This window comes from Listeria sp. SHR_NRA_18 (assembly GCF_003856515.1).
Classification (GTDB): domain Bacteria; phylum Bacillota; class Bacilli; order Lactobacillales; family Listeriaceae; genus Listeria_A; species Listeria_A newyorkensis.
This window is the reverse complement of sequence record NZ_QPKR01000003.1, coordinates 211,981-231,642: the sequence shown is the minus strand read 5'-3', so window position 1 is coordinate 231,642 and position 19,662 is coordinate 211,981. Positions and strand designations below refer to the sequence as shown.

13 protein-coding genes and 1 other annotated feature are annotated in these 19,662 nt (G+C 43.1%); of the genes, 9 read left to right on the top strand and 4 right to left on the bottom strand.

The window, feature by feature from the left end; genetic code table 11:
- From DUK53_RS06700 to DUK53_RS06680, 5 genes are all read left to right on the top strand, one after another.
- The gene (locus DUK53_RS06700; RefSeq protein ID WP_036132503.1) at nt 1–1,698 is read left to right on the top strand and encodes a CocE/NonD family hydrolase; all 1,698 of its coding nucleotides are present in this window, start codon (nt 1–3) and stop codon (nt 1,696–1,698) included.
- A 199-nt stretch (nt 1,699–1,897) separates the two neighbouring features.
- Entirely contained in the window at nt 1,898–3,175 is a 1,278-nt protein-coding gene (pbpD1, locus tag DUK53_RS06695) for a D-alanyl-D-alanine carboxypeptidase PBPD1 (RefSeq protein WP_052164994.1), read from the top strand.
- 325 nt (nt 3,176–3,500) lie between these two features.
- Nucleotides 3,501–4,103 (top strand): xenobiotic acyltransferase family protein, encoded by a 603-nt coding sequence (locus tag DUK53_RS17960; RefSeq protein ID WP_036093043.1) that lies wholly within the window; start codon nt 3,501–3,503, stop codon nt 4,101–4,103.
- A 51-nt stretch (nt 4,104–4,154) separates the two neighbouring features.
- Complete coding sequence (locus tag DUK53_RS06685) at nt 4,155–5,528, top strand: O-antigen ligase family protein (protein ID WP_036132507.1); 1,374 nt, start codon at nt 4,155–4,157, stop codon at nt 5,526–5,528.
- Between the two features lie 22 nt (nt 5,529–5,550).
- Nucleotides 5,551–6,621, top strand: a complete 1,071-nt coding sequence (locus DUK53_RS06680; RefSeq protein WP_052164975.1) for a CgeB family protein — start codon at nt 5,551–5,553, stop codon at nt 6,619–6,621.
- A 508-nt stretch (nt 6,622–7,129) separates the two neighbouring features.
- Here the strand turns inward: DUK53_RS06680 and DUK53_RS06675 are convergent.
- Nucleotides 7,130–7,948, bottom strand: coding sequence for a histidine phosphatase family protein (locus DUK53_RS06675; protein ID WP_036093046.1), 819 nt, complete (start codon nt 7,946–7,948; stop codon nt 7,130–7,132).
- 982 nt (nt 7,949–8,930) lie between these two features.
- On the opposite strand from DUK53_RS06675, the gene DUK53_RS06670 reads away from it, so the two are divergent.
- Nucleotides 8,931–9,563, top strand: a complete 633-nt coding sequence (locus DUK53_RS06670) for an NlpC/P60 family protein (protein WP_036132509.1) — start codon at nt 8,931–8,933, stop codon at nt 9,561–9,563.
- An 877-nt stretch (nt 9,564–10,440) separates the two neighbouring features.
- On the opposite strand, the gene DUK53_RS06665 is transcribed toward DUK53_RS06670, so the two are convergent.
- The 3 genes from DUK53_RS06665 to DUK53_RS06655 all read right to left on the bottom strand — a co-directional run bounded on the left by DUK53_RS06665 (nt 10,441) and on the right by DUK53_RS06655 (nt 15,071).
- On the bottom strand, nt 10,441–12,096 hold the full coding sequence (locus tag DUK53_RS06665; protein WP_036132515.1) for a peptide ABC transporter substrate-binding protein: 1,656 nt from the start codon (nt 12,094–12,096) through the stop codon (nt 10,441–10,443).
- A 685-nt stretch (nt 12,097–12,781) separates the two neighbouring features.
- Nucleotides 12,782–14,491 carry an aminodeoxychorismate synthase component I gene (gene pabB, locus DUK53_RS06660; RefSeq protein ID WP_036093050.1) on the bottom strand — a complete coding sequence of 570 codons (1,710 nt, stop codon included), beginning with the start codon at nt 14,489–14,491 and terminating at the stop codon, nt 12,782–12,784.
- Nucleotides 14,469–15,071 (bottom strand): anthranilate synthase component II, encoded by a 603-nt coding sequence (locus DUK53_RS06655; protein ID WP_036093052.1) that lies wholly within the window; start codon nt 15,069–15,071, stop codon nt 14,469–14,471. Before DUK53_RS06655 ends, pabB begins: the two co-directional genes overlap by 23 nt.
- Before the next feature lie 552 nt (nt 15,072–15,623).
- Nucleotides 15,624–15,840: a binding site (T-box leader), on the top strand.
- 267 nt (nt 15,841–16,107) lie between these two features.
- Between DUK53_RS06655 and serS the strand changes: the two genes are divergently transcribed.
- The 3 genes from serS (at nt 16,108) to licT (ending at nt 19,287) form a co-directional block, all read left to right on the top strand.
- Complete coding sequence (gene serS / locus DUK53_RS06650) at nt 16,108–17,394, top strand: serine--tRNA ligase (RefSeq protein ID WP_036132518.1); 1,287 nt, start codon at nt 16,108–16,110, stop codon at nt 17,392–17,394.
- A 211-nt stretch (nt 17,395–17,605) separates the two neighbouring features.
- Complete coding sequence (locus DUK53_RS06645; protein ID WP_052164976.1) at nt 17,606–18,262, top strand: HI_0552 family protein; 657 nt, start codon at nt 17,606–17,608, stop codon at nt 18,260–18,262.
- 176 nt (nt 18,263–18,438) lie between these two features.
- Nucleotides 18,439–19,287, top strand: a complete 849-nt coding sequence (licT, locus tag DUK53_RS06640; RefSeq protein WP_036132691.1) for a BglG family transcription antiterminator LicT — start codon at nt 18,439–18,441, stop codon at nt 19,285–19,287.
- Nucleotides 19,288–19,662: the final 375 nt, after the last annotated feature.

The following is a 19,662-nucleotide window of genomic DNA, read 5'->3' as shown; positions in this document are numbered from 1 at the left end:
GTGAAACATTGCAAAATTAAGATTGAAAAAGATGTTCCGGCAAAAATGCGAGATGGTGTGACGTTGTATGCAGATGTTTATCGCCCGGATGCGGACGGAGAATTTCCAGTTTTACTAACAAGACTCCCGTATAGCAAGATTTTTGGATTACATTTCTTACGCCCAGATGTGTTGGCGGAGAATGGATATATTGTTGTTGTTCAAGATGTGCGTGGACGTTTCAGCTCAGAAGGAGAATTTGTTCCGTACATAAATGAGGCAAATGATGGCTACGATACGGTGGAGTGGGCGGCGAAACTACCACAAGCAAATGGGAAGGTCGGCATGTTTGGGTTATCGTATTATGGCTACACGCAATTATTGGCTGCGATGGCTGAGCCGCCAAGTTTGAAAGTGATTGTCCCAACGATGTCGCAAAACAATATGACGGATGTGTTTAACGATCATGATGGTGCACTTGAGCTAGGCGCTTGGGCTTCTTGGAGTATTGAATCGATTTTGCCGGATTTAATTACGCGTCATATTACGGATCCTAAAGAACGGGAAGCTGCGTTTGAGCAGTTAGAGAAGGATCTCGATAATTTGGAAGAATGGTATAAATTCAAACCAATTAATGCTTGGCCGCCGATTAAAAGTACTGGTGCGATGCCATATTTCACAGAAATTCTTGATTATCCGCTAGATCATCCGCACTGGAAAAATACGAGTGTGAAAGATAACTACGATAAAGTGAAAACGCCGGGTCTGCACATCGGGGGGTGGTATGACTGTTTCCTGGATAAGACAATCGCGAACTTCCTTGGGGGTCATCGTCAAGGCCTTGGAGACAAACTCGTGATTGGACCTTGGACGCATGGCAATTTCATCTCGATGATTGGTGACCGTGATTTTGGAACTGCAGCTGGTTCTTGGGGTGAGGCAAGTATGCATACGCGCCACCTAGAATGGTTTAACCACTGGCTAAAAGGGGAACCATTACCGCACACAGCGCCGATTCAAATTTTCACGATGGGAATTAATAAGTGGCAGGGAGCTAAAAATTGGCCGTTGGAGAACACGAATTTCACGCCATTATATTTCCACAGCGAAGGCAAGGCGAATACGCTTCATGGTGATGGAACAGCGGATTTCAAACGGCCACAAACTGCTGAAACGAGTGATGTTTTTGCATATGATCCGGAAAATCCGGTGCCATCTCACGGCGGTGGAACGCTTCATAAAGCTATTCAAGCCGATGGTCCGCGTGATCAACGCCATTTAGAGGAGCGCGAAGATATATTGTGTTACACAACAGGCCCGTTTACCGAGGAAATCGAAGTAACAGGACCAGTCGAAGTTGTTTTATGGGCGAAAACAGATGCTATAAACACAGATTTCACGGCTAAATTAATAGATGTTCTGCCAGACGGAACCGCTTATAATCTCACAGAAGGCATCATTCGCGCTTCTAAACAACACGGAGATAAAGTGCAGAACGGATTGCATAAATATACGATTAATTTATGGTCTACAAGTAATGTATTCCTGAAAAATCATGCCATTCGTGTTGAGATATCATCTAGTAACTTCCCAAGGTTCGACGCGAATCCAAATACAGGTGCCAGCTTTATCGACACGACGGAGAGCGTTGTTGCCAATCAAACTATTTTTCACGATGTAGAGCATCCATCCCATATTTTGCTGCCGATAATTAAGTAATTTCATGACTAAAGTTCCTATACTAGCCATTTAATTCATGGTAGAATGGTGAGGTATCTCTAATTTTAAAGTACCTTTCAAGAGGCTAAGGGAGCTTGATCTTGACTGTTTAATAATAAAAAAAGATAGTGTATGAAGGAGCGGTAAGGTGAGAATTTTTTCAAAAATAGGTGTTGTCTTTTTAGCGGCAACTTTGGCAATGAGCAGTTTAGTACATGGACCGGTGACGGCGGATGCGGCAGTAGCACCACCAACTGTCAATGCAAACGCGGCAATTACAATTGAAGAAGGCACAGGAAAAATTTTATACGGCAAAAATGCGGATCAACTCATGGGCATTGCGTCAATGACCAAAATGATGAATGAATACTTAATCTCGGAAGCTGTAGCGAAAGGCAAGCTGAAATGGGACGATAAAGTCACGATTTCGGATTATGCGTATGAAATTTCGCAAGATCGCTCGCTTTCCAATGTACCGCTCAGACGTGGCGAGGAATACTCTGTTGAGGAACTTTATCAAGCCATCGCGATTTATTCTGCGAACGGTGCAGCCATTGCGGTTGCTGAAAAAATCGCTGGTTCAGAGGCCAAATTCGTCGACATGATGAACAAGAAGGCCGATGATTTGAAACTTGGCGCGCACAAATTTGTCAATGCAACAGGCCTGAATAACTCCGATTTAAAAGGCAAGTTTCAAGTTGGAGGCGCGAAAGATGAGAACCAAATGACGGCTCGTGGCATGGCAAAACTGGCACAGCACATCATTCAAGACTATCCCGATGTACTGAAAACATCAAGTATTGCTAAGAAGAAATTCCGCGAAGGTACCAGCGACCAGATTGATATGACGAACTGGAATTGGTTACTGCCGGGCTTGATTTATGCGCGTGAAGGCGTGGACGGCTTGAAGACAGGAACGACTGATTATGCAGGACAATGTCTCACGGCGACTGCGGTTCAAGACGGTATGCGCGTGATTACAGTAGTGATGCATGCGAATGGCGGAACTAGCGCACATGACAAAACCCGTTTTGACGAAACGAATAAAATGCTCGATTTCGCTTTTAACAATTTTAAAGTAATGGAAGTTCGCAAAGCAGATACAGCGGTGAAAGAGACGCTCGCCGTTAATAAAGGCAAGGAAGATAGCGTTGCCCTAATGACGAAAGACGCTGTGAAAATCGTTGTTCCAAAAACGACAACCGAGCCAAAACTAGATGAAAAAGTGGCATTAGATGAAAAAACAATCGATGCACCGGTGAAGAAAGACACGAAAGTCGGGACAATGGCAGTTCAGCTGAAAGACGGTGATACGCTGGGTTACGTAGACGGCAAGAAAACCGATACAATCAATGTTGTCACAAAAGACGATGTCGATAAAGCAAACTGGTTTATGTTGATGCTCGGTAGTATCGGTGACTTTTTCGCAGGCATTTGGAATTATGTTGTAGATGGAATCAGTGGTTGGTTTAATTAAATAGAAAATAGACTGAGCTCAACGCAAAATCGAGCTCAGTTTTTTCATTGTGTAAAAAATATTAAATTCCGTTCACAGTATAGACATTTCATTCACGGAACGACTCAATTCGAGTTGCTTCTGAGCGGGGTTAAAACGGCAATAATAGGATTAAGCGCATTTATCCATGATGTATAATAAAATACGTTTACAAAAAAAGAGCTCAAAAGGAGTATTTGCATTTAAAAACAACTCGTTTTGTATTGAAAATAAAACATAGCTCCTTTATACTATTAATAAGCTTAAGGACATTGATTGCTTCTAAAAATGATGGGGGATCTACAATATGAATATGAAACAGTATATGCCATTGGGGCTAAGAGGTTATATGAATCTGATTAAATGTAGAAAACGATTTCCAAAAAACAGAATTCAGTCGAGTCAAATTGGCGCGAATGTTACATTAGGAAAGGAGTGCTGGATCAATAAAGATGTTATCATCGGCAGCAACGTGAGTATTGGCGACTATTCCTATGTCAATAAAGGGGCGATTATTGCTTCCGGAATTATAGGAAAGTACTGCTCGATTGCCGCTTACTGCCAAATTGGTTTAGATGAACATCCAATCGACAAACTGTCCACCTCACCATTCACTTACGACAGCAGAGATTGGGACAATTTTCAAAATCCGCCGGTCATTGGGAACGATGTTTGGATAGGCGGGGGAGTTCTCGTAATGCAAGGTGTGAACATCGGTGACGGTGCTATATTGGCTGCCGGCGCTGTGGTAACGAAAGATGTGCCGCCGTACGCGATTGTTGGCGGCGTCCCTGCTAAAATTCTCAGAAAAAGATTTGCGGAAAATACCATTGAAAATCTCGTAAAAGAAGCTTGGTGGGAGAAACCAGATCCACCAACGAATCTAGATATAAAAAACTTCATTAAATAAATGTAGCAAACAACGACCCGATTGTATCTACAGATTTGAGAGGACATTACCATGAATAGATGGAATGAAACTTGGGATGGTAAAAAACGAAATGTGATTATTTTCTTCATGCTGTTGAGTGTAGTGGTTCCTTTTGTACCAGCTATTTTGGCGATGCTTGTTATCGCGATTACTTGCTACATGATGAAGGATATACCGCTTCAAAAATTGAATTATTATCTTTTTATAGGCGTTGTGATAAGCGGGTTTTTAGGACCATATCTTGCCCTGCCAGCATTTCCGAGCTTCTTTCTTTTCCGAATTTTAATTATCCTACACATGCTTTTATTTTTATTCGAAAAAAAGGATTTCAAGAAATTAGATCGCGTCAAAATACCGTTAATCCTGTTCATAATCTGGATTTTGTATTCTATTTTTAGCTTATTATGGACGCAATCTCCATCGCTCAGCATCATGGCGATATATTACCAAATAGAGTCATTTTATCTACTATTTGCGTTTATTTATTACATCGATAACTTTGCAAAATTAAAGCAAATTCTAACGTGGATCGTACTCATCTATATCGTGACGATAGCGATTGGTCTATGGGAAAGCCTAACGGGAGATCATCTGAAATACTCTGCGGGCAACATTTTATCTTACGGAGACACGCGACCTACAGGGCTACTCGTCAACACGAACGATTACAGCTCCTACCTCGCATTCTATATCCCAGTTTTACTACTCTGCCTTTTCCACAAAAAAACAATTTTCAAAAGCCTTATCGGCATCGCAGCACTTGGAATTCTAACCTTCATCATCTTAGAAACCGAGTCCAGATCTGGGCTGATCGCTTTTGCAGTCGTCGTTTTACTAATGCTGTACAAAATATTTCATCATAAAATCATGTTCTTTTTCGGATTGATCATGAGCACGCTAATAGGATTATGTTTCTTACTCGTTCAACATGGAGCGCAATTAACGGCCTATTTCACGGGAAAAACAGATTCCACCAACCAAAGAGCATTTATGTACGAGACCATTTTCCAGCTGTGCAAAGAGCATCATTTTCTAGGCGTCGGCATAGGTGTCACGCCAAAATTCGTTTTTACGGCATTATACGGGACATCGAATATACCGGATACGATGCAGCGAACGATGAGCGCGCATAACCTATGGCTTTCGAACCTATCCGATGTGGGTATTCTTGGCTTTTTTCCATTCATTTTGTTTGCTATATGGTTCATTGTCCACACTATGAGAGTATATGCGCAAAACCAGCAGTTACTAGCAGCAATCCCAATCTGTATTTTAGTCGCGTTTGCAGCGATATCGATTGGCAGTAGCAGTATTTTCGAAATGCGAATTGTGTGGCTCGGACTCGGTTTAGCTGCTACGCTCATCAATTTAATAGAGCAGAAACGCGACATACAAATAACTTGAAAATTAGAACAGGAGTGGCGATATGAAGAAACAGCTCAAAGTTTTAGCCGTTGGAGCGGGTTGGCGAGGTTCTAATAGTAAATCGCTTTTCAATGGCTTTTCTAAGCTAGGATGCGACGTTCGAATTATTGAAACGGACGGCTATTTTTACAATTATTCCATACCAGAACGGTTATACATGAAGGTTCGCAAGGTTCCGCTGAAAGTTAAATTTCAAAAATTCAATAAAACCATTGAGCGGACAATTGACTCCTATCGACCAGATATTTTATTTGTTGTGAAGGGGCTCTGGGTGACTGAAGCAATCATTCAGTACGCTAAGTTAAGAGGGATTACAACGATACATTTCCATCCAGATTTTCTTTTTGATGATCGTTATCACACGTCGCTGATTTTGGATAAGGCGATTCTTTCGTATGATATGGTGGTGACTGCGAAGACAACCGAAGTCGAGAAATATAAGCAGTATGGATGTCGCAATGTGCACTTTATGAAGTATGCATATGACCCAGATATTCATCACCCAGTACAGTTGAGCGCAGCCGAAAAACGTGGATTCCAAACTGATGTAGCGTTCGTTGGCAGGATGGAGCCACCGAGGGCAGACGCATTAAATAGCCTTGCAAAAGAGAATTATGATTTAAAAGTATGGGGAACAAAGTGGGACAAGATTCCAAAAAACTACGAATTAAATAAGTATTGTGAAGGTCGGCCCATTTTTTGCGAGGAAATGGCGAAAGTTTTTCAAGGTGCAAAGGTTTCGGTGGGGTTTTTGACGCAATTATCCGCAGAGCAACACACAGCGCGGACGTTTGAAATTCCAGCATGTCGGGGCTTTTTTCTGGGAACACGAACCGAGGAACATGTCGAAATTTTTAAACCCGGAGTGGAAGCAGATTTCTTCGGTAGCACAGAAGAATTAGCAGAAAAAGTGGCATTTTACACTCGAAATGACGAGTTGAGGGCGCGCATTGCACAAAAAGGCTATGAAAAAGTCATCAAATTAGACGCAACGTATGAGAACCGTGTGAAAGGTATTTTGGATTTTGCAGAGATTGTTCAGAGTGGGTCTGATCGATTGGTGCTTCGCTGAGGTGTGGCGTGACCTTCAGAATTATAATTCAGACAAAATTTCTAGAAAAATATACAACAAAAAACCACCACGGAAAAGGGAGTAACCACTGTGGTCAAAAAGGGAGTTTGGTCTTTCAGCGAAGCGACAAACGCTCACCTCCGTCGTTAAAAGCTGTGTTCCGATGCTCACGTACCTTAGTACATTCCGCGTCGGTACGCGCTTTTGCCTAGGATCTAAGCATTTGTCGCTTCGCTGAGGTGTGGCGTGACCTTCAGAATTATAATGAAGACAAAGTTTCTAGAAAAATATATAACAAAAAAACCACCGCGGAAAAGGGAGGAACCGCGGTGGTCAAAAAGGGAGTTTGGGATTTTATTCTCAGGGGAAAGAATAAAAATTTAATTTGTTAGCTTATAACTATATAATAACGGTCGTCGGGGAGATTTAGCTGTGATCTAGATTAGAATTTAATTAAAAAATAAACTTGGTGCGCGTATTTGGATGACGTGCGCCAAGTTTATTGGTGTTATTTTTCTTTTGCGCCATTTTCAACGTAGCTTAAGTCGTTAACGTCGCCAATCGTGAATTTGCCGTCTTTGTACTCGATTTTTGTGACGCTGGCATTTTTTAAGCCACCATCTGGTAGTTTATAGCCCGGTGAAATGCTGTCAAGTAGGGCGCCGATGCTCAAGCCATGGGATACGAGGAGTACATTGTGGTCGCCTTTTTTGCTTTCTTTTTTCGCGACTTCGTTAATGCCTTCTTGTAGGCGCGCGGTGATTGTTGCGTAGTCTTCGGCTGGCCAGTTGGCATTGTCTTTCACGCGCTCTTTATCCAGCGCCGCGACACTATTCGCAAAATCTTTCGGTGAAATGCCTTCGCTTTGCCACTGTTCTAGCGTTTTTCCCTGGCTTTTTGCGATGTCAGTCCACATATTGTGATTTAAATCGCCTTCATATGTCCCAAAATTAAACTCACGGAAGCGCGGATCTGTCTTCAACTCCACACCATCGGATTTCTTATTTTCTTTCAAAATAATATCAGCCGTCTGAATCGCTCGTCCGCTATCACTGCTATACGCTGAGCCAAATTTAACATCTTTCAAACCTTTACCGGCATCCGTGACAACTTCTTCACCAGCAGGCGTAAGTACAGCGTCAGACCAACCTTGCACGCGATCTGTCGTGTTAAGCATCGTTTTCCCGTGTCTCACTACGTAAAAAGTAACCGTTCCATCTTTTGCCGTGGTATCCTTGTCCTTAGAGTCAGCGCTCGTGTTACTGCAACCAACGACTAGCATTAAACCACAAACCAACATCAAAATCTTTAACATCTGCTTTTTCATCATTTTGCTCCTTTTTTGTTAAAATTTTATCTCGACAGTTGAGGGAAACTGTTGAAAACTGGTCAAAAAAAGAAACCCAAACAGATTCAAGCGGCATCAAAAAGACGCGACTTCAAATCCATTTAGGTTATGCCCGAATAAACGGTAACAATCCTTACAGAATATGATATGTAAATACAAAATTTATTAAGTTTAATATAGCACGTATTGTAAACGTTTTCAAGGTAATTGTTAAAAAATTTTTCAAACGCAAAAAAATCGCTATGGAAAATGTTGAATTCACAGCAATCATAGTTTCTCGATTTGGTTTGTGAGTTGTTGCAATAAGTAGCTTGTCCTTCAGAGTTATAATTAAGACAAAATTTCCAGAAAAACACACAACAAAAAACCACCGCGGAAAAGGGAGTAACCACTGTGGTCAAAAAGGGAGTTTGGTCTTTCAGCGGAGCGACAAACGCTCACCTCCGTCGTTAAAAGCTGTGTTCCGATGCTCTTCTACACTGCGTTTCGCATAACTTCTCACATGGTCGGGGATAAGACTCCCTCCCTGTTTTCAGTCAATGTACCTTAGTACGCTCCGCGTCGGTACGCGCTTTTGCCTAGGATCTAAGCATTTGTCGCTTCGCTGAGGTGTGGCGTGTCCTTCAGAATTATAATGAAGACAAAGTTTCTAGAAAAATATACAACAAAAAACCACCGCGGAAAAGGGAGTAACCGCGGTGGTCAAAAAGGGAGTTTGGGATTTTCATTCTTAAGGGAAAGTATGAAAATTTATTTGCTTGTTGTTAGCTTATAAATATATAATAAAGCACCGAGAAAAAAATTTGCTGTGAGTTAGATTAGAATTTGATGAAAAATAACTTTTGGATTTAAAGGGATTGACGCGGGTTTGTAGCCTCCTTGTAATGTGCATCTGGTATGATGGGTTGCAAATGGGGAAAAGGGAGTGCATGTTTTGACGTTGAAATCTAGGAACAAATGTATGGCTATGTTACTTGTAATCATTCTGGCAGTAAGTGTCTTGATATTACCGAAGTCTGGGGAAGCGGCAAAAACTTACAAAATGACGACAACTGTAGAGAGCAATATTCGAACTGGGGATAGCGTGAAGTATGCAATTATTGGATATTACAAAGCAGGAACAACTGTTACATTCAACGCCAAAACTAAAAATAACTGGTACCGCATTACATACAAAGGCAAAGTGGGCTATGTATCGGGGAAATGCTTAGCGCCATATAAGGCACAGTCATTTACGGCACTGAATGTCGAAGCAAAAAAACATTTAGGCAAAAAGTATAAATGGGGCGCAACTGGTCCAACTTCATTCGATTGTTCAGGCTACACAAGCTATGTTTTCAAACAATCGATCAACAAAGCGATTCCACGTACGGCGAAGCAACAATACAATGCATCTACTAAAATTAAGGCCAATCAGCTAAAAGAAGGCGATTTGGTATTCTTCAATTACGGTAGCGGCATCGCGCATGTCGGTATCTATGTCGGCAGTGGAAAAATGATCAACGCACAAAATAATGGCGTAAAATACGATAATATTTCGAGCGGCTATTGGAAAAGATACATTGCAGGATATGGCCGCGTCGTGAATTTTTAAAAGCAGGGGTTGGGGAATATCTCCAATCCTTTTTTGCGCTCAGCGAAGCGACAACCGCTCATCTCCGTCGTTAAAAGCTGTGTTCCGATGCTCGTGTACCTTAGTACATTCCGCGTCGGTACTCGCTTTTGCCTAGGATTTAAGCATTTGTCGCTTCGCTGAGGTGCGGCGTGACATTCTGCATTAGGAATTTAGACAAAGTTTGGTGAAAAATACATAACAAAAAACCACCGTGGAAAAGGGAGGAACCTTGTGGTCAAAAAGGGAGTTTTATCTCTCAGCGAAGCGACAAACGCTCATCTCCGTCGTTAAAAGCTGTGTTCCGATGCTCACGTACAAATTGTCCGCTCCGCGTCGGTACTCGCTTTTGCCTAGGATCTAAGCATTTGTCGCTTCGCTGAGGTGCGGCGTGACATTCTGCATTAGGAATTTAGACAAAGTTTGGTGAAAAATACATAACAAAAAACCACCGTGGAAAAGGGAGGAACCTTGTGCTCAAAAAGGGAGTTTTATCTCTCAGCGAAGCGACAACCGCTCATCTCCGTCGTTAAAAGCTGTGTTCCGATGCTCACGTACAAATTGTCCGCTCCGCGTCGGTACTCGCTTTTGCCTAGGATCTAAGCATTTGTCGCTTCGCTGAGGTGTGGCGTGACATTCTGCATTAGGAATTTAGACAAAGTTTGGTGAAAAATACATAACAAAAAACCACCGTGGAAAAGGGAGGAACCACGGTGGTCAAAAAGGGAGTTTTACGAGCTTTCATCCAAAAAGGGGGAAAGAATGAAAGTTCGTTTGTTGTTGTTAGCTTATACTTACATATTAACGGTCGGGAAGGAAAACTTGCTGTGAGTTAAATGAGAAATTGATGAATGTTTTCCTAGTTTTTTGCCATTTCTATGAATTTGTAGCTGTATGGTGAGCCGAAAGCGTGTTTTTGAACGCCGGTTACTTTCGGATTCTGCAATACGGCCGTTTGGTGTTGATATAATGGCAGAATTGCAGCATCATCATCAAGTAGTACTTTTTCGGATTCGACAAAGGCGTTCCATCTTGCATTTGGCTCTGTAGCTAGTGTTGTATCGGTCGATTTAACGAGTTGGTCGTACTTGGGACTGTTGTAATTCATGCTGTTGTTGTAGTAATCAGATAGGAATAGACTGCTATATGTCCACGGATCCTTAAAATCGGGCATCCATGCGGCAAGCGAAAGATCATAATTGCTAGTGCGAGTCAGCTCCGTCGCGCTCTTGGCCGGCATCGTCTTAATATTGATCGTCACACCGGGCAGATTTTTTTCAAATTGATCTTTTAGGAAGGTAAAAATCGTTTTTGTCGTATCCTGGTCATCGCCTAAAAGTTCAAGCGTGATGGTATCTGTTCCCAGTTCTTTTTTTGCTTGAGCCAAATATTTGCTCGCTTCTACTTTATTAAAAGTGAGATGGTCCCCGCTGTCCGCTCGGAAATCAGCGCCTGTTTCTGGATTCTGCACAAAGTCTTTTGGCAATAATCCGTTCGCTGGAAATGAGCCGTCGCCTAGTATTTCGCTTGTTAATGCTTCTTTATCTACTGCCAAATTTAGTGCGTGACGCAGAGAGTTATTTGCAAGAGGTGTGGGTTTGCCGTCACGTTTTTGATTCAGGCGTAAGTAGCTGACGAGTGCATCTTTTTCGGTTAGAAAATCGGAGCGATCTTTATACTGTTTCGCGTATTCTCCAGAAAGTGGTGCACGGTCGGCTTCTTTTGTCGTGTATAGATTTACACCAGCGTTAATGTCTTTTGCTACCTGTACAGAGATTTCATCGACAGCTACTTGTTTTTTGTCCCAGTATTCGTTGTTTTTCGCGTAGGTCCATTTTTTGGCGGTGTTTCCATCCCAGTCTTTCATAACGAATGGGCCATTATACAACGTGTGGGTTGCATCTGTTCCATATTTGTCGCCCTGCTTCTCCACAAAAGCTTGTTTTTGCGGGAAAAAGGTTTCGAATGATAGTAGCGATATGAAGTAAGGCACTGGTTTTTTGAGTGTGATTTTTAAGGTTTCTTTGTCTGGTGCGGTCACGCCGAGTTCTGATACAGGCAATTTACCCTCGTGAATTTCCGTGGCATTTTTAATTGAATCTTTAAAAAGTGCTGCATAACTCGGCGCTGTTTTTGGGTCAACCGCGCGTCGCCACGCATATACAAAATCGTCCGCGGTGACTTGCGAACCATCAGACCATTTCGCGTTATCTCTTAGTTTTATCGTATATTCCGTCTGATCTTTGCTGATTACGGGCATACTTGCCGCAACGCCAGGCACGAAATTATCCTTTTTATCCAACGTGTAGAGCCCTTCAAATACTTGGTTTTGCGCAGTGAAACTAACAAAGTCTTCCTCCGCAGTCGTATTAAGCGTGAGCAATTCCCCTGTCTCTAAAAAGTTGATTTGTTCCGCCGCTTTTTCATTTGTTTTGCTTGTGTTTCCTCCGCAAGCCGCTAAAAATAGAACGCTTACTAATGATACAGTTGCAAATGCTTTTTTTGTGAAATGCATGTTGTTCCTCCTTTTTTCTGACTATTTTTATTAATTATATGTATTCCGATTGGATATGTCAACATTCAGCGAAGCGACAAGCAATCATCTCCGTCGTTAAAAGCTGTGTTCCGATGCTCATGTACCTGAGTACATTCCGCGTCGGTACGCGCTTTTGCCTAGGATCTAATTACTTGTCACTTCGCTGAGGTTTTGCGTGGCTTTCAAGGTCAGGAATTAAGAAAAGTAACACAACATAAAAATACACGCAAAAAAACCACCGTGGAAAAGGGAGGAACCAGGTGGTCAAAAAGGGAGTTTCGTCTTTCAGCGAAGCGACAAGCAATCATCTCCGTTGTTAAAAGCTGTGTTCCGATGCTCATGTACCTGAGTACATTCCGCGTCGGTACGCGCTTTTGCCTAGGATCTAATTACTTGTCGCTTCGCTGAGGTTTAGCGAGACCTTCAAGGTTAGGAATTAAAGCATTAATATTCAAAAACATAAAAATACGCGCAAAAAAACCACCGTGGAAAAGGGAGGAACCACGGTGGTCAAAAAGGGAGTTTCGAGCTTTCATCCAAAAAGGGGGAAAGAATGAAAGTTCGTTTGTTGTTGTTAGCTTATACTTATATAATAACGGTCGGGAAGGAAAACTTGCTGTGAGTTAAATGAGAAATTGATGAATGTTTGGCTAGCTTTCTTTCATTAATGTAAATCGATGTTGACCCAGCCTCGGACGCTGTTGATTAGCCAGGTTTTTGTGGCTTTTAACAGGTCGTTGCGGTGCAAGATTCGCTCGGTAATCGTGTTTTCGGCTAGGAGGGTTTCGCGCATCGTGCCTCCTAGTAAGCCGGATGATTGTTTTGGTGTGACTAGTTGCCCGTCTATTTCTGCGACGAGGTTACCGTTGATGAATTCTGTAATCTCGCCGCGTTCATTCCATAGTAGCGTTTCGTCGTAGTCAATTCGGCGCCGCTTTTCGTACATAGTCCGATTGGTCGTTTTGTGATAGAGAAATGGGTCGGTGCTGGTGATGGACTTGTCGGCAAAATGGGCGGTCCATGTGATTGGATCCGAAATGATGAGTGTGCCTTCCACTGTAATGTCGCCAGCGTTATTTGAGAGCAGACGAACTTTCCAAATATCGTTTGGGTGCTCTTTCGCGAATGCTTCTAGGGCCTCATTTGCGGCATCAATGTTCCACGTGAAACCAAAATAATGGGCGCTTTTTTCGATGCGTTTTAGATGTAAATCGGTGCGATAATAGGTGCCATCTTCCAAGCGTAGACTTTCCAGTAATTCAAATTCTGGTAAGTAGGTGGTGAGAAGGGCTGCTTTGGCTTGAACTTCTTCGTACTCAGCGCCGCTACGTGAATCCCAGACAATGCCACCGCCAACGCCGTATTCAGCTGTTTTTTCTTCTGTGTCGACCACAACGGTTCGGATCGGGACGTTAAAAATAGCTTCCTTATCTGGTGTTACATAGCCGATCGCGCCGCAATATACATTACGCGGGGAGGTTTCTGATTCGGCGATAAGCTGCATCGTTTTCACTTTAGGTGCGCCGGTGATGGATCCACATGGGAAAAGCGCTTCGAAAATAGCTGTCAAATGGACTTCTGGCAATGTTTCAGCGACGACTGTCGAGGTCATCTGCCAAACGGTGGGGTAGCGTTCGACATCAAATAGTTGGGGAACTTTGACGGAACCTGGTTTGGCGATTTGGCCGAGGTCATTGCGTAATAAATCTACTATCATCACGTTTTCCGCTTGATTTTTTGCAGAAGCTGCTAGCCAGTCGCGTGCTTTAAAGTCATCTTCTAGCGTCATGCCGCGCTTTGCGGTGCCTTTCATCGGCTTGGTTTTGATGACGCCGTCTTTCCAATGGAAAAAAAGTTCGGGCGAGGCGGATAAAATATGGAACCGGCCAGTTGATAAATAGGCTGAATAATCCGCTTGCTGTGCCGTTTTTAGCTGTTCGTAAAAATTCTCATCTTCCTCTGTAAAATCGCTTTGTAACCGGATAGTATAGTTGGTTTGATATGTATTTCCGGCTGCGATTTGCTCTCGAATTGAGTGGATACCCTTTGCGTAGGAGCTGTAGTCGGTGGTTGGTTGCCAGTCTAATTTTGGTGGCTGTGAGAGTGGAGTAGCGGTTTGCTCAATCTCACGCATTTCACGAAAAACGCCGAACCAAAGAAGTGGCATTTTGCCGGGTTGGTGTGTGATTAGATTTTTATTGAAGGCCGCAGCTGCTTCATAGCCAATATAACCCGCGACATAATAGCCGAGATCAACAGCCTGCTCGACTTGTTTCATGCGTTCCATCACGTCATCTAGATTGTCCGTTTGAATAATGGCTTCGGGAGACGAGAATAGTTGTGTTTTTCCTTTAAAATCGAACTGCATTTTCATTTTCGTAGCTCCGTTCCGTTAGTTTTACAAAGTTCTCCAAGATTTCGTGCCCGTGTTCGGAAAGAATGGCTTCGGGATGGAATTGAACGCCTTCTATTAAAAATTTGCGGTGACGAACGGCCATGATAAGGTCATCCTCGGTTTTTGCAGTGATGAGTAATTCGTTTGGAAAATGGGACTCTGCGGCTACGAGGGAATGATATCTGGTCACAGAAAAACGCGCGCTTAAGCTTGTAAACACGCCTTCTTGGTCATTTGTAATTATCGATGTTTTGCCGTGAACGGGTTCAGGAGCGCGAATGATTTCACCGCCAAATGCTTGAACGATAGCTTGGTGACCCAAACAGATGCCAAGAATAGGGATTTTACCAGCAAATTCGCGGATGACGGCTAGACTGATTCCCGCGTCATCGGGTGTACCGGGTCCAGGTGAAATGACGATCGATTCGGGATTTATTTCACAAACTTCGGCTACGGTTATTTGATCATTTTTCACAACACGTACTTGTTTGCCGAGCTCTAATAAATATTGATATAAGTTGTATGTAAACGAGTCGTAATTATCGATTAACAGGATCACAATATCACTCCTAAATGGAATTTCAATGGATATACGTCCACCCTATTTATAGCAAACTAGTTACGGTTTGTCCAATAAGCAGACTTGTGATTTCACAAACTTTGTTGGGTTGAAATGCGGGGGTGAGGAGGATGATTGCAAAGGAGGAGAGGAATTGTTATAATGAGTGAGAAAAGGAAGCTGTGTGGCAAACACAACTTCCAATTACAAACACCATTTAAGATGGTGACAGCCTGAATATTTCAAATGCCACTCAGCTCTCAAGCCTAGGAGTGGTTTTTTACTTGCTATCGTTAATGATTCGAATACAGTCATGCTTTTTCCTTTCTGGAAGAAACCACGAACAACATGGCATCACCTACTTTCTTAGCTAGGCTGCCAACCACATCATAAACTTGATTTTAAGCCTATTATAGCATGGGTTTCCAGGGTTTCTTTGATGATTATGTAATGCAATTTTTAGGTGAATATTACAAATTTGGAATGGTGGGAAGTTTTCTGTTTTGGCTTGCTAATTCTGAGGTTATGGGGTAGAATGTTCTTAAATAATGAATTAAAACGTTGACAAGAGCTAGTAGTAAAAGTTGGGCTTTTTAGAGAGCTGATGGTTGGTGGGAATCAGTAGGAACGCTTTTATGAATCCGTCTTGGAGTGAGCAGAGGAAATGTGAGTAATCTGCTTCGGTGGGAACCGTTATATCAATTGAGCTGGAGTTTGAGATGTTTCTCGGACTCAATTAGGGTGGCAACGCGGTACTTCCGTCCCTTTCCATGTATTATTTGGGGAGAGATTTGGGGGTCTTTTTTTCGTTCAAAGAAAGCATATTCTGCTTTCTTTGAACGAAAAAAGCCTAGCGACAAACGATCATCTGCGTTGTTAAAGCTTCCGTTCCAGTGCTCACGTACAAGTCGTACGCTCCGCGCTGGTACTCGGCTTTGCCTAGCATCTAATCATTTGTCGCTAGGCTGGTCAAGGTCTATTTCAAATCTAACAACCAAGTAAAATCAAGATTATATTTTTATGAGGAGGAAAAGAAATGTTGGATGTTAAATTATTACGTGAGGATTTTGATGGTGTGAAGGCGAAGTTGTCGCATCGTGGGGAAGAGCTTGGGGAATTTGAGAAGTTTGGTGCGCTTGATACGCGGCGCCGGACGTTGATTATTGAAGTGGAGACGTTGAAGAGTCAGCGTAATGAGGTTTCGCAGGAGATTGCGCAGTTGAAGCGTGATAAGCAAGATGCGGACGCAAAAATTGAGGAAATGCGTGTGGTTGGAGATCGGATTAAGACGTTTGATATTGAGTTGAACGAGATTGATGAGAAATTGCGCAATATTTTGATGGCGATTCCGAATATTCCGCATGAGTCTACGCCGATTGGTGATACGGAAGATGATAACGTGGAGGTTCGCAAATGGGGCGAGGTTCGGACGTTTGATTTTGAGCCAAAAGCGCATTGGGATTTGGGTACGGATTTAGGAATTTTGGATTTTGAGAATGCGGCGAAGGTTGCGGGAAGCCGGTTTGTTTTTTATAAGAAACTGGGTGCTAGACTGGAGCGGGCGTTGATTAATTTTATGATGGATTTGCATGCGACGGAGCACGGGTATGATGAAATGTTGCCGCCGTACATGGTGAATCGCGATAGTATGACGGGGACTGGGCAGTTGCCGAAGTTTGAGGAGGATGCGTTCTTGATTGAGAAGGAGGACTATTTCTTGATTCCGACGGCGGAGGTTCCGGTGACGAATTATCATCGTGATCAGATTATGAATGTGGATGACCTACCGCAAAAGTATACGGCTTACAGTGCGTGTTTCCGTTCTGAGGCGGGTTCTGCGGGCCGCGATACGCGTGGTTTGATTCGCCAACATCAGTTTAACAAAGTGGAAATGGTGCAGTTTGTGAAACCTGAGGATTCTTATGCGGCGCTCGAGGCTTTGACGGATAATGCGGAGGAAGTGTTGCGTCTGTTGGAGTTGCCGTATCGTGTGCTGAGCATGTGTACTGCTGATTTAGGGTTCACGGCTGCGAAAAAATACGATATCGAAGTGTGGATTCCGAGTGGTGACAGCTACCGCGAGATTTCTTCTTGTAGTAATTTTGAGGCGTTCCAAGCGCGTCGTGCGAATATTCGTTTCCGTCGCGAGCCAGGTGCGAAGCCTGAATTTGTGCATACGCTAAATGGTTCTGGACTTGCGATTGGCCGTACGGTTGCAGCGATTTTGGAGAATTATCAGTTGGCTGATGGCTCTGTCGCGGTTCCAAAAGTATTGCAAAATTATATGGGTGGCGTGGAAGTTATCACAGCACCGAAAAAATAATAGATTATGTGAAAAGGGCTTTTCTCTGAATGTGGGGGAGAGTCTTTTTTATTTGGAAGATCAGGAAAATTATTGAATCAGGAGAGGGCAGTAGTATAAAACTCCCTTATTCACCTAGATGTTATGAAAGAAATTTATAAAAGGCTTGTTTTCGTGCAAGCCTTTTTGAGGTATAATGGCATACAAAGATTGGATAAAGGAGTATGACATAATGCGATTTTATGAGGAAGATTTTGTGCTTTTTGATCGGGATTATTTTCAGTTTCGGCAAATGAAGGAGTTTACGCCGACGCTGGTGGAGGGTGTGAAGGCGGAATATAAGGCTAAGTGGGATGTTTGGAAGGATTTTGCGGCGTTGTGTCAGCGGGAAACGGTTGGTTTTGGGAAGCCGAAAGTGGAGAGTTGGACGAATGGATGGCAGGTTCGGTCGCATTTTTGGGCGTATTATAAGGGGTTGTCGCGGCAGGATTCGGCGAGTATGATTGCGATTTTGCTGAACAAGAATAATTTTCGGATTTATTTAGAGTGGCATGCGTATCGGAGTTCGGATTCGGTGACGAGTTATGAGGATCACGCGAAATGGGTCGCGTTTTTGCCGGAGTGGATTCGGGAGTTGGGAATTGATGTGCGGGAATATCGGGTTTGGACGTCGTATGAGGATGAGCCGGATAATTTTGTGACGTTGGCGGATTATTTGGAGGATCCGGAACCGATTCTTGCACTCTTGGAAAATTCGAAAAAATGGCTGCGAATTGGGCGAATTATTCCGAGAGAGGAAGCGGTGAAATGTGTTGCTATGGAAGAGATTGTAAGGAAGTCGATGATGGAATTGGCGTATTTATACAGTAAGACGGAAAGCTTCGAATAAATTTGAAAAATTCCGTTGACAGCGCTTTCGAAATGGTGCTATACTTAGGCATAGGAAAAGGATTGTTACTGATTCGATCAGGCATTACCAACATCGACGGGGGAGCACGTATTGGAGTACGTGTGGCTGCGTGTGATATTGGTATTTTTTTCGTCCATGAAAGCGAGGAGGCTTCTATGAAGATTATTAAAGCGATTAATAATAATGTTGCTCTGGCGGTGAATGAGCAGGGACATGAGCTCGTGATAATGGGCAAGGGTGTTGGATTCCAGAAGAAGATGGATGATATTATTGATGATGCGGTGATTGAGAAGGTTTTTGTTTTAGAAACGGACGAGTTGTCTGAGAAATTGATGGACTTACTTGGCGAAATTCCAGCGATTCATTTGGAAATAGCGGATGAAATTGTGAATTATGCGAAGGAAAATTTTGATGCGAAAATCAGTGATAATGTGTATTTAACGCTCACGGATCATATTAGTTTTGCGATTGCGCGTCATGAAAAAGGGATGCTGATTCGCAATGTGATGTTGTGGGAAATCAAGAAGTTTTACAAGGATGAGTTTAAGATTGGTCTGAAGGCGCTGGAGATTATTAAGGAGCGGCTCGGGATTCAGCTTGGTGAGGATGAGGCTGGGTTTATTGCGCTGCATATTGTGAATGCGCGGACGGATGGTCAGGCGATGAAGACAACGCTTGATATGACGCAGGTTGTGCAGGATGTGCTGAACATTGTGACGTACCATTTTAATGTGGTGTTGGATGAGTCGTCTCTGAATTATACGCGTTTTGTGACGCATTTGCAGTATTTTGCGCAGCGGCTTTTGCGGAATGAGATTGTGGATTCTGGCGATGATTTTCTGTTTGATCAGGTGCAGGTGAAATATCCGGAGAGCTTTGCGTGTACGGGAAAAATTGACGCGTATTTGCAAAAGGCGCATCACGCTACGCTTACGAAGGATGAACGGGTGTATTTAACGCTTCATATTCACCGGGTGACGGAGCGGAATCGGACAAATGAATAAGATGGCAATCAAATGAAGGATTGTTACTGGTGCGACCAGGCATAACCTAGATTGATGGCAAGAACGGGGCATATTTTTTGTGCTCGGGATTGTTGTTGGTTTGGGTTTTTGCTATTAGGGGATTTCCGGGCTTTTATGGTTTTCTGGTTTTGCGCCTTCGGATCTAGCTTCAACGGCTAACTCCTCGAAAACTTCACGCCCTCCATAAAAATCAAAAGCAGATTTTTACTGCGGCCGCTCCAGTTTTTTTCGGAGCTGAACGAGCCGTTTCAGCTTTTCAGTGATCTAGCTTCACGCGCTAGTCTCTCGGAAATTTCGTGGTCTCCGCAAAAACCAAATGAAGGTTTTCACTGCGCCCTCTAACAATTTCTTTCG